Origin of the sequence: Streptomyces sp. WM4235 (assembly GCF_001279725.1) — a bacterium.
Classification (GTDB): domain Bacteria; phylum Actinomycetota; class Actinomycetes; order Streptomycetales; family Streptomycetaceae; genus Streptomyces.
The window spans coordinates 1-13,616 of record NZ_LGDE01000017.1 but is presented as its reverse complement, the minus strand read 5'-3'; the positions used below and the strand labels follow the sequence as shown (position 1 = coordinate 13,616).

Genomic DNA, 13,616 nt, shown 5'->3' with positions numbered 1-13,616 from the left:
CCGGCCTCGGCGTCCGGTACTCGCTGGTGCGAGCCGTCCTGCTGATCTGCGCCGTGCTCCTGGCCGGCTTCGCGGTGAGCGCGGCGGGACCGGTTCCGTTCGTCGCCATGGTGGCGCCGCAGGTGGCGATCCGTCTGACGAAGTGCCCCACACCGCCGCTGGTGGCGTCTGCCGTGGTGGGAGCGCTGCTGCTGATCGGATCGGACCTGGTCGCCCGCACGGTACTGCCCGTCACCCTGCCCGTCGGCGTGATCACCGCCGCGATCGGCGGACCCTTCCTCATCTACCTCCTGGTGCGGGCGAACCGCCGCTAGGTGATAGAAAGGTTAGGCAAGCCTAAATAGTGGGGGGTATGGTCGTGCGGTACATCACCGGGGTCGAGTCCGGGGTCGAAGGCGTTCCGCGCCTGGCGGCCAAGGGCGTCACGGTCGGGTACGGCGATCGGACCGTCATCGACGCGCTGGACGTGACGATCCCGCGGGGTGTGGTGACCACCATCATCGGCCCCAACGGCTGTGGCAAGTCGACCCTGTTGCGGACGCTGTCGCGACTGCTGAAGCCGACCAGCGGATCGGTCGTGCTGGACGGTGAGGACATCGCCCGGCTCCGGACCAGGGACGTGGCGAAGAAGCTCGGCCTGCTGCCGCAGGCGCCGGTGGCCCCGGAGGGACTCACGGTGGCCGACCTCGTGGCCAGGGGCCGCCATCCGCACCAGAGTTGGCTGCGGCAGTGGTCTTCGGACGACGCCGACGTCGTGGAGCGCGCGCTGGCCATGACCGGGGTGGCCGATCTGGCCGACCGCCCCGTCGACGCGCTGTCCGGGGGCCAGCGGCAACGGGTCTGGATCTCGATGACCCTCGCTCAGGGCACCGACCTGCTGCTGCTCGACGAGCCCACGACCTACCTCGACCTGGCGCACGCCGTCGACGTCCTCGACCTGGTCGACGACCTGCACGAGTCGGGATGCACGGTGGTCATGGTGCTGCACGACCTCAACCTGGCCGCGCGCTACAGCGACAACCTGGTCGTGATGAAGACGGGTTCGGTCCTGGCGCAGGGTCACCCGCGCGACGTGCTGACCGCCGAACTGCTGCTGGAGGCGTTCGGTCTGCGTGCCATGGTGATCGAGGATCCGGTGGGCGACCGGCCGCTCGTCGTGCCCATCGGCCGGACCCATGTCCACGGTGCGGGCGACCGAAACCGGAGCGTTTCCACTTAGGCTAGGCTCACCTCACTTCCTCGGGGTACGGCTCGCCTGCCCGTATGCGGGGCCGCAGTGGACAGCACGAAAGCAAGGGACTCAGGATGCTCCTCGACCGAACGACACGTACCAAGCCCTGGCAGCGGCTGGCGGCAGGCGTGTCCGCCGCGGCTCTCGGCGTAGGCCTCCTTGCCGGATGCGGTTCCGACTCGGCGGACAAGGACAAGAAGGACGACAGCGCCAACGCCGCCGCCACCGCAGGTGCGTTCCCGGTCACCGTGGAGCACGCGTTCGGATCCACCGAGGTCAAGAAGGCCCCTCAGCGGGTCGTGTCCGTCGGCTACACCGACGACCAGAACATCCTCGCGTTCGGCATCAAGCCGGTCGGCATGGTCGACCAGTACCCGAACCCGGCCGGCCAGAGCCCCGACATCAACACCCAGTGGCCCTGGGTGAAGGACAAGTGGGGTGACACCAAGCCCGAGGTCATCATGAACAACGGTGACACCGGCCCCAACTTCGAGAAGATCGCCGCACTGCGCCCCGACCTGATCATCGCGGTCTACTCCGAGATCGACAAGGCCGCCTACGACAAGCTCTCGAAGATAGCCCCGACGGTCGGCCGCACGAAGACCGAGAAGGAGCCGTTCAGCGCCCCGTGGCAGGACAACGCCCTCCACATCGCCAAGGCGCTCGGCAAGGCCGATGAGGGCAAGGCCATGGTCCAGGGCATCCAGGACAAGCTCGCCTCGGTCAAGAAGGCGCACCCGGAGTTCGCCGGCCAGACCGCCGTCCCGCTGTCCTGGTACAAGAACGCGGTCAATCCCTTCACCACCACCGACGTGCGCGGCCAGCTCCTGACCGGCATGGGCTTCAAGGGCCAGGCCGAGATCGACAAGATCGCGGGCACCGGCTTCTCCACCGCGCTCTCCCCGGAGCGCATGGACCTCGTCGACGTCGACCGCGTCTTCGTCATCAACGACAAGGCCGACACGGACGCGCTGAAGAAGTTCGACCTCTTCGCCAACCTGAAGGTCACCAAGGCCAACAAGGTGTCCTACCTCCTCGACAGCGAGGGCCCGGCGGCCGGTGCGGCCATGTCGCAGGCCACCCTCCCCTCCCTGCCCTTCGCGATCGACGAGCTTGTCAAGTCGGTCGGCTAGGTGTGAGCACCACGCGGACTCGGGTCGCCCCGGCCACCCTGCGTACGACGACCGGACGTGAAGCGGCCCGATGGGTGGCGGCCAACTGCCGCACGATGCCCTGGCTGACGTCCGCCGCCGTACTCAGCACGGTGGCCGGGGCGGCTCTCCAGATGCTTCCCGTGCTGCTGCTCGGCCGGGTGGTCGACGGAGTGGTCGGGGGCGAACCAGGTTCGGTCCTGGTCACGATCGGGGTGTGGATGGTGGCCGCCGCGCTGCTCGGTGCGGCGGCCACCGCGGTGTCGGCCTACCTGATCGGGCGGCTCGGCGCCGACCTGCTCGCGCACCTGCGCGAAGGCGCCGTCCGGGCCGTACTGGGCATGCCCAGCGCCCGGGTCGAGCAGGTGGGCCGCGGTGACGTGCTCTCCCGGGTCGGCGACGACGTCGCCGTCCTGTCCAAGGGCATCCGTTCGGCCATCCCCACCGTGTTCTCCGCGGGAGTGCTGGTGGCCATCGCCACGGTCGGCATGTTCGGGCTCGACTGGCGGCTCGGCCTGGCGGGGGCCTTTGCGCTCCCGGCCTACGCCCTGGCCCTGCGCTGGTACCTCCCCCGCTCCGCCCCGCTCTACCGCAAGCAACGGATCGCCCAGGCCGACCGGGCGCAAGCCCTGATCAGCGGCCTGAACGGCATCGAGACGGTACGCGCGCACCGCCTGGAAGGGGCCTTCCGCGAGAAGGTCTCCGACGACTCGCGGCGGGTACGGGACCTCGGAATCGAGGTGTTCCACCTCTTCGGCCGGTTCGTCGGCCGCGAGAACCGGGCGGAGTTCGTCGGCCTGACCCTGATCCTCGTGGTGGGCTACGTCCTGCTGGAGACCGGATCCGCCACGCTCGGCGAGGTGTCGGCGGCTCCGCTGGTGTTCCACCGCCTGTTCACCCCGCTGGGCGCGATCATGTTCACCTTCGACGAGGCCCAGAAGTCCGGCGCGAGCCTGACCCGGCTCGTCGGCGTGCTGGCGGAGTCCTCGGAGGAACGGCGGCTGGTGGGCGACTCCACCGCCGTGCGCGCGGACGACGCGTCGTACCCGGTCACGGTGCGGGGGCTGACCTTCGGGTACCCCGACGCCGAGGAACCGGTCCTGCGGGACGTCAGCCTGACGATCCCGGCGGGCGGCTCGCTGGCCCTGGTCGGTGCGACGGGAGCGGGCAAGACCACCCTGGCCGCGCTCATCGCCGGTATCGGCACCCCGCAAGCCGGGTCGGTGCACGTCGGTTCGACCGATCTCGCCGATCTGGACGAGGCCGGGTCGAGGGCGCTGGTGAGCATCCTGACCCAGGAGACGCACGTGTTCTCCGGGCCGCTCGCCCACGACCTGCGGCTGGCCGCACCGAAGGCCACCGATCCCGAACTGCTGGCCGCACTGCGTACCGTGGGCGCCGACGAGTGGGTCGAGGCGCTGCCCGAGGGGCTGTACACCGACGTCGGCGAGGGCGGTGCGCGGCTGGACGGCACCAAGGTCGCCCAGATCGCCCTGGCGCGGCTGGTGTTGAGCCGGACGCCCGTGGTGGTGCTCGACGAGTCGACCGCGGAGGCGGGCAGCGAGGGCGCCGCCGAGCTGGAACGGGCCGTACTGGCCGCCTGCTCCGGACGGACCACGCTGTTCGTCGCGCACCGGCTGACCCAGGCGGTGGCGGCCGACCGGATCGCCGTGCTGGACGCCGGACGCATCGTGGAGCAGGGAACGCATGAGGAGTTGGTGGCCCTGGGCGGCCGCTACGCGCGCCTCTGGCAGGCCTGGCGAGACGGCGGTCAGGTACACCCGAACCTGCGCCGGCCGACCTTCGGCCCCGCGATGCCCATCCATGATCCACTCGCCCCGCGAACCATCGAAGCGATTGCCCGCCACCCTGATGACAACTGCTGACGTCCAGAGTTCCCGCCGCGCGGGATACGACATCCTCCGCACCGCCATCCGCCGCAACGCCGGTGCCATGGTCCGGGGCACCGTCCTCATGAGCCTGTACCAGGCCGGCGAGACCGCCTTCCCGATCGCGCTCGGCCTGATCATCGAGCACGCCATGGAGGAGGACCGGAGCCTCGGTGCGCTCGCCGTGTCGATCGCGGCCCTCGCCGTGATCATCACGACCGTCTCGCTGTCGTGGCGGTTCGGAATGCGCGTCCTGCAGAAGGCCAACACGACCGAGGCCCACCGCTGGAGGGTGCGGGTCGCGGCCTGCGGCCTCCAGCCGGTGGCCCGGGACATCGACCTCAAGTCCGGTGAGGTACTCACCATCGCCACCGAGGACGCCGACCAGACCGCCGACATCGTCGAGGTCGTACCGATGCTGATCAGCTCCATGGTCTCGGTGCTGATCGCGGCGGTCGCGCTGGGGCTGGCAGACCTGCGCCTCGGCCTGCTGGTCATGATCGGCGCGGTCGCCATCCTGTCGACCCTCAGCGTGCTGTCCAAGCGGATCGGCAGCAGCACCAAGGAACAACAGGCCCGGGTGGCGCGGGCGGGCGCGAAGGTCGCCGACCTGATCACGGGCCTGCGCCCGCTGCACGGTTTCGGTGGCAACCACGCGGCCTACCGTTCCTACCGGAAGGTCAGCACGGAGGCGAAGCAGCAGGCGATCACCGTCGCCCGGGTGAACGGCGTCTACGCGGGCACCGCCCTGGGCCTGAACGCGACCCTCGCGACCGCGGTGACCCTGACGGCCGGTTGGCTGGCCTTCGACGGGCAGATCGGCATCGGCGCGCTGGTCATGGCCGTGGGCCTGGCACAGTTCATCATGGAGCCGCTGCGGCTGTTCTCGGACATGCCGAAGTACGTGATGATGGCGCGCGCTTCGGCGGAGCGGATGGCCCTCGTCCTGTCCGCCCCGCAGGTCGCGGACTCCGGGACGGCGCGTCCGGCCCCCGGCGGGGACCTGGAGGTCGACTGCGTCCGGTACGAGTCCCTCCAGGGGCTGAAGTTCCGCATTCCGGCGGGCGAGTTCACGGCGATCACGGCCTACCAGCCACGGACGGCGGCCGAACTCGCTTCGATCCTGGCCGTGAACGTGGCGCCCTCCGAGTACGAGGGAGCGGTGCGGCTCGGCGGACAGGACCTCGCGGATCTGTCGGTCGAGGCGGTCCGAGAGCACATCCTGGTGAACCCGTACGACGGGGAGATCTTCGCGGGAACCCTCCGCACGAACATCGACCCCTCCGGCACCAGCCGGACGGTGTCCGAAGCCGTGGAGGCGTCCATGCTGACCGACGTCGTCGCCCAGCACCGGCAGGGGCTCGACCACGAGGTCCGTGACCGCGGTTCGAACCTCTCGGGAGGGCAGCGCCAGCGGCTGTCGCTGGCCCGTGCCCTGGCCGCCGACTCCGACGTGCTCGTCCTGCGGGACCCGACGACGGCAGTGGACGCGGTGACCGAGCAGCTCGTCGCACGCAACATCGCGGAGCTGCGCCGGGGCCGTACCACCGTCGTCATCACCAGCAGCCCGGCCCTGCTGGACGTCGCCGACAGGGTGCTCGTCCTGGACGACGGAGTCGTCACGGCCGAAGGCACCCACCGGGACCTGCTGGCCACCGACGCGACGTACTCCCTGGCGGTGACCCGGTGACCCGGTGAGCCGGGTTATCGGGTCATTCGGCGACCCGGCGACCCGGCGACCGACACTCGAACTCGGCTCGCCGGGCCGGGCTCCGCTTGCCGACTGTGGCCGGCCCCGCTCGGGACCGACCGTTGCTGTTGGGTCGGCGCCTCGGATGCCCTCTTCTCGTCCCCTTGACGATATGCGCCCACCTCGTTATCGTCGCACTGACGAAATGAAGGGGGTTAGCCATGGCCGACATCACCCGGCGCTTCGGCTGGCGTCATCTGCGCTCCGCGCCCACCACCCACATCCGCCACCACAAGCGCGGCCGACTCATCCACGACGGGCGGGGGCTCAGTTTCTGGTACCGGTCGCTGTCGGCGGCGCTTTCCGAAGTCCCGGTCGACGACCGGGAACTGGCCATGGCGTTCCACGCCCGTACCTCCGACTTCCAGGACGTCGCGGTGCAGGCCACCGTCACCTACCGGATCAGCGACCCGGCCGAGGCCGCGGACCGACTCGACTTCTCCGTCGACCCGGACACCGGGAGCTGGCGCGGCGCGCCCTTGGAGCAGATCGCCACTCTCCTCACCGAGACCGCGCAGCAGCACGCGCTGGACGTACTGGCCCGCACCCCGCTGGCCGTCGCCTTGGTGGACGGCGTCGCCTCCGTGCGGGAACGGGTCGCCACCGGTCTCGCCGACGAGCCCAGGCTCCCGGCCACCGGCATCGACGTGGTGGCCGTGCGGGTCGTGGCGATCCGCCCCGAGGCCGACGTGGAGCGCGCCCTGCGCACCCCGGCCCGCGAGCAGATCCAGCAGGAGGCGGACCGGGCCACCTATGAACGGCGTGCCGTCGCCGTCGAGCGTGAACGCGCCATCGCCGAGAACGAGCTGGCGAGCCAGATCGAACTGGCACGACGCGAGGAGCAACTGATCGACCAACGCGGCACCAACACCCGCCGCGAGGCCGAGGAGAAGGCGGCCGCGGACGGCATCCAAACCGAGACCGAGGCGGCCCGCAAGGTCACCCTGGCCCGCGCGGACGCCGAGGCGGCCCGCGAGACGGGAGCCGCGCGCGCCGAGGTCCAGGCAGCCTGGCTGCGCGTGCACGACGAAGCCGACACGGGCACGCTGCACGCCCTGGCGGCGACCCGGCTTGCGGAGAACCTGCCGCGAATAGAGAGCATCACGCTCTCTCCCGACGTTCTCACCGGGCTCCTCACCAGGCTCGGACGTCCGGAAGGCGGCACGGGCGCGTGAGCCTGGCCCCGCGGGCGGTGCTCGTGCACCGCAGGACCGAGTACGAGGAGTTGCTCGCCCGGCACGGGACGCACGGGCAGGCCGCGTTCTTCCTTTCCAGCCGGGGCCGGTCCATCGACGAGGTGGTCCGCCGCCACGACCGCACGCGGCAGGCGCTGCGGGAGGTGGCGGCCGCAGTACCGCTCACCTGGCGCAACTCCCGGGTGGAGCGGGCCGACCTGGACCGCTTCCTGTTCGCCCCGGAGGACGTGGTGGTCGTGGTCGGCCAGGACGGCCTGGTCGCCAACACCGCGAAGTATCTGCGCGGACAGCCGGTGGTGGGCATCGACACCGACCCGGGGCGCAACCCGGGGGTCCTGGTCCGTCACCGCTGCGCCGACGCGCCAGCCCTGCTGCGTGCGGCGACCGCCGCCGGGGGCGGGGCAGAGGAGCTGACCATGGTCGAGGCCGTCGCCGACGACACCCAGCGCCTTCTCGCGCTGAACGAGATCTACCTGGGCTCGCCAGGTCACCAGACGGCCCGCTACCGCCTGGGCTCCGACGGCGAGATGGGCCCGGGCGAGGCCCAGGCATCCTCCGGGGTGCTGGTGGGCACCGGCACGGGCGCCACCGGCTGGCTGCGCTCCGTGTGGCTGGAGCGCGGCAGCCGCGCGGGGCTGCCCGCACCGTGCGACCCGCGGCTCCTGTGGTTCGTACGCGAGGCCTGGCCCTCTCCCACGACCGGAACGACGAAAGTCGCCGGTGAACTGGGGCGGGGGCAGGAGCTGCGGCTGACCGTGGAATCGGACCGGATGGTGGTCTTCGGCGACGGGATGGAGAGCGACGCCCTGGAGCTGACCTGGGGCCAGAGCATACGACTGGGCATCGCGGGAACGTCACTGCACCTGGTGACGTGAGCGCACCGCCCGACGGGCCGTCGCCACCGCGGACCCACGGGAGGACGACGCGCCACGGGTTCTGAGGCAACCGTGCCCGCTCAGGTGCGTCCGGTCCCCGGGGTCGGATCACTAACCCGATGCGGCGCCGTCGAGAGCCGGTTTCATGGCGCCGCTGAGCCGCTTCCGGGCGCTCCGCGACGCGATGCGCCCGGAAGCGGCTCGACGCGTTCCTCGACTCCCCGGGCCAGGCCTCCGGTGCGGCATCGACCTTGCCGGACTGCGCCTTGCCGGACCCCACCTTGCCATTCCACCGCGCAGTCGCCTTCAGCTGGTCCGCGAGGTGATCCGAGAGTGCGGTCTAGCGCGGCTCGTGGGCCGCCTCGCGGCATGCGCCGTTTGCGGCGCCGCCGGGGACACCGGCGGAGGCGAGCCCGTTCACGCACCCTTGTAGGTCTCCCGACACGCCACGGGTGCAGGCGGCCGTGACGGCGTCGGTGACTTGGACGCCCGTTCTCTCGGCAGTCTTCGTACAGGCCGGGATGTCCGCGGGTGCGGCGTGGGCGGCCATGGCCGCGCCGCCGAGTGTGAGGGTCAGACCGGCGAGGACGCCTGCGGTACGGGTCGACGCGCGCATGCGACGCACCTGCTCTCCGGGGCTCGGGTACCGGCCCGGCGGGGCCGGTCCATTCTTCCCCCTTCGACGCTAGACCAGCCCCCCGCCGCCCGCACCCGAGGGCCCGGGGTTCCGGGCGCCCAGGGCGCCCCGCGCGGAAGTCCAGGCCCCGTGGTGGAGGGCCTTAGAAGTCGTCGACGGCCGGCGAGGTTATGCTCCGGATACGCGGCGAAGCGGCAACGCCGCTCGAACGGCACCCGGTGAGCACGGAGCGCGCCCGTGCGACGTGCCCCGCCAAGGTCGGCTCATGTCCTCCTCGACACGGGCGCATCGAGTGTCGAGGCCACGGCGCGGAAGACGTACGCCGTCATCGGGGCGGAAACCGGCCCTGTGCCCAGACGGGCCGTCATCTCTCCGACGACGGTGGCCAGGACGGCCGGCCCGTCTCCGCGCTCCTCGACGGCCGCGCGCACCGGCGTCCCGGTGAGGAACCCGGTGGCAAGGTCCGCGGCCGACGCGGCCCGGCCCTCCAACGTCAGTTCCTGCTCCTCCTCGACGGCGAACCCGGCGGCCGCGAGGTCAGCGGCCACGACGGCGGGGTCGCAGTAGCCGTGCGGGACCGTTGGGAGGAACCGCGGTGGGTCGGCCGGAAAGGCCCGCTCCAGCCCGGCCTGCACCGCGGAGCCGAAGGCGTGTGTGCTGAGCGGGCCCCAGGTGTTGAACAGGAACCGGCCGCCCGGGGCCAGCACCCGACGAGCCTCGGTGAAGGCCGCGACCCTGTCGGGGAAGAACATCACGCCGAATTGGCAGACCACCAGGTCGAAGCCTCCGTCCGGGAACGGCAGCCGCTGCGCGTCGGCCTGTTGCCACACCGCGCCCGGGGCCCGGGCCGAACCGAGGGCGATCATGGCCTCGTTCAGGTCGGTGGCCGTCACCTCGCCCGACGGCGCTGTCGCGAGGAGATGTGACGTCAAAGCACCGGTACCCGCAGCCAGTTCGAGGATCCTCCGAGGGTGGAGTGCCGCTACTCGGGCGGCCAGGTCCGTGGCGAAGGGCTGGAAGAGCACCGGCACCAGGTACTGCTCATAGGCCGCCGGCATGGACTCGGACCACCGTCGGTCGGCATCGCTTCCCGTCACGTTCGCCACGGTAACGCCGTCCCGAGAGACCCCCCCCCCGCCGCGCCGTGGCGCCCGTCGGACGGCTCCAACCCCCGCGGCCGCAGCAGAACGGCGGCCTGCCCCGTGCCGAGGCCGGGCACCACCTCAGGCCTGATCCGCAGCGCGCAGGGCCCGCGCCAGCCACTCCAGCTCCTCGGTCGCGTCGGGCGACGAGTCCTGCCCGCGTACCCGGGCGACGAGCCTGCGGTAGCGCTCCGCTCCTGCCTCGATCCCGGCCTCCAGGCTGCGCAGCACGGCGGCCCGATCGGCGTCACCGAACAGCTCGGACAGCAACTCGGCCGCTGCCGGCTCCTCGGGAGCGACCCCGCCCTTCCTGACCTCCGCGACGGTCCGCACGATCTGCCTGGCCCACCAGATGGACGCCCCCGGGGGACGGCCCTGCCCCGGTACGGGCGTGTTGAACTCCATCCATGTGCGCAACCGGTCGCGGAAACCGGGGTCCCGCACCAATTCGGCGAGTTCGATCCACGCGTCGACCTGCTCAGGTGTGGGATCGTCGGGCAGTTCGATGCTGTAGGTGCCGATACGATCCCGCAGACCCGGGTCGTCGAGGCCGCCGAACACCTCCTCCTTGAACTCGTCGATGATCTGCTTGCGCTCGGCGGCGGAAAGCCGCGCCAACCGGTTCATCAGTGCTGTCTCCTCAGCGGTCGAACCACGTTTCGCCACGGTGGACAGGACGGCCCGGCTCACCTTGAGGGAGCGGATCTGCGCGTCGAGCGCGGCCACATGCGCGTCGGCGACCTCGGCGACCGTGATGCCGCCGCTCAGGACGCGGCACACGTCGTCCAGCCCGAGCCCCAGCTCCCGCAGGGTGCGGACCAGCTCGACACGGGCCACGGACGCGGCGTCGTACAACCTGTAGCCGCCCGCGGAGCGGCCCACAGGTGGCACCGCCCCCTCGTCCGACCAGAAGCGCAGGGTACGCACCGGAAGCCCGGTGCGGTGCGCGAGCTGGCCAATGGTGAGCATGTCGGGGCGTTCGTCTTCCATGAGCAAGATCCTGGACCCTCCGGCGGCTGGAGACTCAAGCCCTCAGCGCGACTTCCCCTGAGTTCTCCAGCGCTCTGCCGGGTTTCTCACCCTCCGCCGGCGCCGACAGCATGCGCCTCCTCATCCGGATGACTTCGGAGCCCCACCGACGAAACGGCCGTTGCGGCCGGTCGGGCATCGCAGGCCCGCACCGTTTCGCCCAACTGCATGCACGAGTCGGTGGCATCAGCCAGAAGATGCTGTCGCAGAACCTCGAAGCACTGGCTCGGGCCGGGCTCGTCGCCCGCCATGTCGCGCCCACCACCCCGCCCCAGGTCACCTACAGTCTGACGGAACTCGGTGTCAGTCTGGCGGGACCGCTGACCGATCTCATCCGATGGTTCGGCGAACACGGAGACGAGCTCCTCGCCGCTCAGAAGCACTACGACAGCCAGTAGGCGTCACCGCTCAGTGGTGGTTCGAAGTCCTTCGGGGATCGCGGACTGTCATCGGTGACGTGAACATCGAACGGCCGGGCGGGCTCGACCACACGGGCAGGGCCAAGTGGGACGCGGTGGCCGCTCTGGTGCCGGGGATGCCTGCCACCGTGGCCATGCAATGCTGGGGCTGGGGCTGGGGCTTCCGGCCGGTGGCCTGGACGCGTAGGTCCAACGGTCCTTGCCGCACGCCGGGTTTTGCAGCGGAGTCCGGTAGACGTTGTCCGGGCCTCGCAGTGTTCCCAGGTAGCCGGGGTGGGTGTCCAGGTCGCCACGCGCGCCGAGTGCCTCGCCGGGTGCGGCGCACAGCCGTCGAGCTCCCGTGGAATCCGCACGGTGGCTGCCGATGCATCGGTGAAGTCGATGGCGGCAGACCAGCCCTCCGGCCTGGAGAGCGCCACGTGGGCGTGCGGCGTGTCACTGCTTTCCCGGTGAGCGAGCATCGCCTTGCTCGACGTGGGCGCGACCGTCCGAAGCGCGGGCGTTGGCTTTGACGGCGTCCTCGATCGGCGTGGTGCCGGTGTTGAGTTCGAGGATCCGTCGGTTGACGTGGGGCTCGTGCAGGAGCTCGGCGAGGGTTGCCGCGACGTCGGCGCGGGGGATCTGGCCGTGGAACTCGGCCGGGCCGAGGGAAACGGTGCCCACACCGGGGTCTTCGGTGAGCAGGGACGGGCGGAGGATCAGCCAGTCCAGGTCGCTGCGGCTGAGGGCGACGTCGGCTTGCTTCTTCACGGTGAAGTAGTACTCGACCTCGTCGTCGAGGTCGCGCTCGCGCCAGGACTCGGGGAGGACGGAGACCAGGGCGAGGCGCTGGATGCCCGCGTGGCGGGTCGCCTCGATCGCTAGGGTGACGCCGTCGCCGTCGATCGCCTTCATGGTCTGTGCGCTGCCCCCGTTGGATCCGGCGGTGAAGACGACGGCGTCGGCGTTCCCGAAGGCGTCCGCCAGTTCCGTCACCGACAGGTCGGTGAGGTCCCCGACCACGGCGTGGATGCCCTGTGTGGCGAGGTCTGTCCGCTGTCCGTCGCGGCGCACGAGGCCGTGGACGGTGTCGCCCTTGGCGAGAAGCTCCCGCGCGAGCAGGCGGCCGATCTTGCCCGTGATGCCGATGATGAAGACGTCCACTGCGAGGACTCCCTTGGTTTCCGGGGCGATGGTCGGACTTTTGCCCCGGATGAGCCGGGTTAACAGCCGCCCACCTTCGCGGGTCGCCCGGCGGGCGTCGCTTCTGTCCGACCTCGCGCTCGCCGGATGCCTGTACGCGTACGGTCGCATGCGCACCCTGCGCACCCTGCGCACCCTGGGCGCCAGCGATGAGCCGTCCGGCCGCGCTGGAAGGACTCGCGGTCGCCAGGCCGAGACCTCGCGAGTCTCGCTCGGTGGCGCCCGTCTTCTGCCTCGACGATCAGCGTGCGTCCTTGTGCCGCCGCACGGCCGGCGGCCGTTCCCCGTGCCGTCACCTGGACCGCGCATCGTCGCCGGACAGACCGATCGACAGACCGTTCCACTTCGCTCCCCGGGGATGTCCATTCCATGACCGCACCGCTTGCGCAGCCCGAAGAAGCCTCGAACCTGCCTGTGCCCGCGCGTTTGGATGAGGTGAAGGGATGGTTCTGGCCGGCCGACCAGATTCTCTTCGACTGGTTCCTGAGCCGCCAGAACGCCGACCCGTCGGGTGGCGGGGACCTCCTGGAACTCGGCGCCTACCTGGGCAAGAGCGCCATCTTCCTCGGCGGATACCTCAAGGAGGGAGAGGAGTTCACGGTCTGCGACCTCTTCGATTCCCCGGCCGAGGACGACAACAACGACGACGAGATGCGACGCTCGTACGCCACCCTGACGCGCCGGGCGTTCGAGGCCAACTACCGTGCATTCCACGACGAGTTGCCCACGGTGGTGCAGGCGGTGACGGCCGTCCTTCCCGACCGCGTCCGGCCTGCCTCCTGTCGCTTCGTTCACGTGGACGCCTCGCACCTGTACGCGCACGTGCGCGCGGACGTGGAGACCTCGCGGCTGCTGTCCGCCCCCGGAGCGATCGTCGTCTTCGACGACTTCAGGGCGGAGCACTGCCCGGGTGTCGCGGCGGCCGTCTGGGGAGCCGTGGACGCGCGGCGGTTGCACGTCCTGTGCATCACCCAGCACAAGATGTACGCGACGTGGGACCATCCCGAACCGCTGCGCACGGAGCTGGCCGTGTTCCTGGCCGGCCGCGAGGATCTGTGGCATGGCGTGGAGGAGGTGGCCGGCGCACCCCTGATCCGGATCACCGGCCGGAAGGC

The 13,616-nt window shown here is 70.9% G+C and carries 13 protein-coding genes; 9 read left to right on the top strand and 4 right to left on the bottom strand.

The features are described from left to right. The 7 genes from ADK55_RS03400 to ADK55_RS03370 form a co-directional block, all read left to right on the top strand. The coding region (locus ADK55_RS03400) for an iron chelate uptake ABC transporter family permease subunit (protein ID WP_159041268.1) at nt 1–314 on the top strand (314 nt) is incomplete at its 5' end. 38 nt (nt 315–352) lie between these two features. Beyond that, on the top strand, nt 353–1,219 hold the full coding sequence (locus tag ADK55_RS03395; protein ID WP_053675870.1) for an ABC transporter ATP-binding protein: 867 nt from the start codon (nt 353–355) through the stop codon (nt 1,217–1,219). Between the two features lie 86 nt (nt 1,220–1,305). Continuing rightward, nucleotides 1,306–2,364 (top strand): iron-siderophore ABC transporter substrate-binding protein, encoded by a 1,059-nt coding sequence (locus ADK55_RS03390; RefSeq protein ID WP_053675867.1) that lies wholly within the window; start codon nt 1,306–1,308, stop codon nt 2,362–2,364. A 2-nt stretch (nt 2,365–2,366) separates the two neighbouring features. Then, nucleotides 2,367–4,268 (top strand): ABC transporter ATP-binding protein, encoded by a 1,902-nt coding sequence (locus tag ADK55_RS03385; RefSeq protein WP_078998425.1) that lies wholly within the window; start codon nt 2,367–2,369, stop codon nt 4,266–4,268. Continuing rightward, nucleotides 4,255–5,961, top strand: a complete 1,707-nt coding sequence (locus tag ADK55_RS03380) for an ABC transporter ATP-binding protein (protein ID WP_053675874.1) — start codon at nt 4,255–4,257, stop codon at nt 5,959–5,961. Before ADK55_RS03385 ends, ADK55_RS03380 begins: the two co-directional genes overlap by 14 nt. Before the next feature lie 221 nt (nt 5,962–6,182). After that, complete coding sequence (locus ADK55_RS03375; protein ID WP_053675865.1) at nt 6,183–7,196, top strand: SPFH domain-containing protein; 1,014 nt, start codon at nt 6,183–6,185, stop codon at nt 7,194–7,196. Next, nucleotides 7,193–8,092, top strand: coding sequence for an inorganic polyphosphate kinase (locus tag ADK55_RS03370; protein WP_053675863.1), 900 nt, complete (start codon nt 7,193–7,195; stop codon nt 8,090–8,092). Before ADK55_RS03375 ends, ADK55_RS03370 begins: the two co-directional genes overlap by 4 nt. A 340-nt stretch (nt 8,093–8,432) precedes the next feature. Here the strand turns inward: ADK55_RS03370 and ADK55_RS03365 are convergent, their stop codons facing one another. The 3 genes from ADK55_RS03365 to ADK55_RS03355 form a co-directional block, all read right to left on the bottom strand. Then, nucleotides 8,433–8,708: a hypothetical protein gene (locus ADK55_RS03365; protein WP_053675861.1), complete on the bottom strand. Its 276-nt coding sequence runs from the start codon at nt 8,706–8,708 to the stop codon at nt 8,433–8,435. 284 nt (nt 8,709–8,992) lie between these two features. Beyond that, complete coding sequence (locus ADK55_RS03360) at nt 8,993–9,787, bottom strand: class I SAM-dependent methyltransferase (protein ID WP_053675859.1); 795 nt, start codon at nt 9,785–9,787, stop codon at nt 8,993–8,995. Between the two features lie 165 nt (nt 9,788–9,952). Beyond that, complete coding sequence (locus tag ADK55_RS03355) at nt 9,953–10,861, bottom strand: MerR family transcriptional regulator (protein WP_053675857.1); 909 nt, start codon at nt 10,859–10,861, stop codon at nt 9,953–9,955. 110 nt (nt 10,862–10,971) lie between these two features. On the opposite strand from ADK55_RS03355, the gene ADK55_RS39490 reads away from it, so the two are divergent. Continuing rightward, nucleotides 10,972–11,298: a winged helix-turn-helix transcriptional regulator gene (locus ADK55_RS39490; protein WP_078998424.1), complete on the top strand. Its 327-nt coding sequence runs from the start codon at nt 10,972–10,974 to the stop codon at nt 11,296–11,298. A gap of 456 nt (nt 11,299–11,754) precedes the next feature. Here the strand turns inward: ADK55_RS39490 and ADK55_RS03345 are convergent, their stop codons facing one another. Beyond that, nucleotides 11,755–12,462, bottom strand: coding sequence for an SDR family oxidoreductase (locus ADK55_RS03345; protein ID WP_053675855.1), 708 nt, complete (start codon nt 12,460–12,462; stop codon nt 11,755–11,757). 408 nt (nt 12,463–12,870) lie between these two features. Between ADK55_RS03345 and ADK55_RS03340 the strand changes: the two genes are divergently transcribed. Then, nucleotides 12,871–13,616: class I SAM-dependent methyltransferase (locus ADK55_RS03340; RefSeq protein ID WP_078998427.1), on the top strand; the 746-nt coding region annotated here is incomplete at its 3' end.

Bases quoted from the DNA above. Each gene is read 5' to 3' on its own strand.
- ADK55_RS03395 (WP_053675870.1), top strand. From the start codon at position 353: ATGGTCGTGCGGTACATCACCGGGGTCGAGTCCGGGGTCGAAGGCGTT.
- ADK55_RS03390 (WP_053675867.1), top strand. From the start codon at position 1,306: ATGCTCCTCGACCGAACGACACGTACCAAGCCCTGGCAGCGGCTGGCG.
- ADK55_RS03380 (WP_053675874.1), top strand. From the start codon at position 4,255: ATGACAACTGCTGACGTCCAGAGTTCCCGCCGCGCGGGATACGACATC.
- ADK55_RS03375 (WP_053675865.1), top strand. From the start codon at position 6,183: ATGGCCGACATCACCCGGCGCTTCGGCTGGCGTCATCTGCGCTCCGCG.
- ADK55_RS03365 (WP_053675861.1), bottom strand. From the start codon at position 8,708: ATGCGCGCGTCGACCCGTACCGCAGGCGTCCTCGCCGGTCTGACCCTC.
- ADK55_RS03360 (WP_053675859.1), bottom strand. From the start codon at position 9,787: ATGCCGGCGGCCTATGAGCAGTACCTGGTGCCGGTGCTCTTCCAGCCC.
- ADK55_RS03355 (WP_053675857.1), bottom strand. From the start codon at position 10,861: ATGGAAGACGAACGCCCCGACATGCTCACCATTGGCCAGCTCGCGCAC.
- ADK55_RS39490 (WP_078998424.1), top strand. From the start codon at position 10,972: ATGCGCCTCCTCATCCGGATGACTTCGGAGCCCCACCGACGAAACGGC.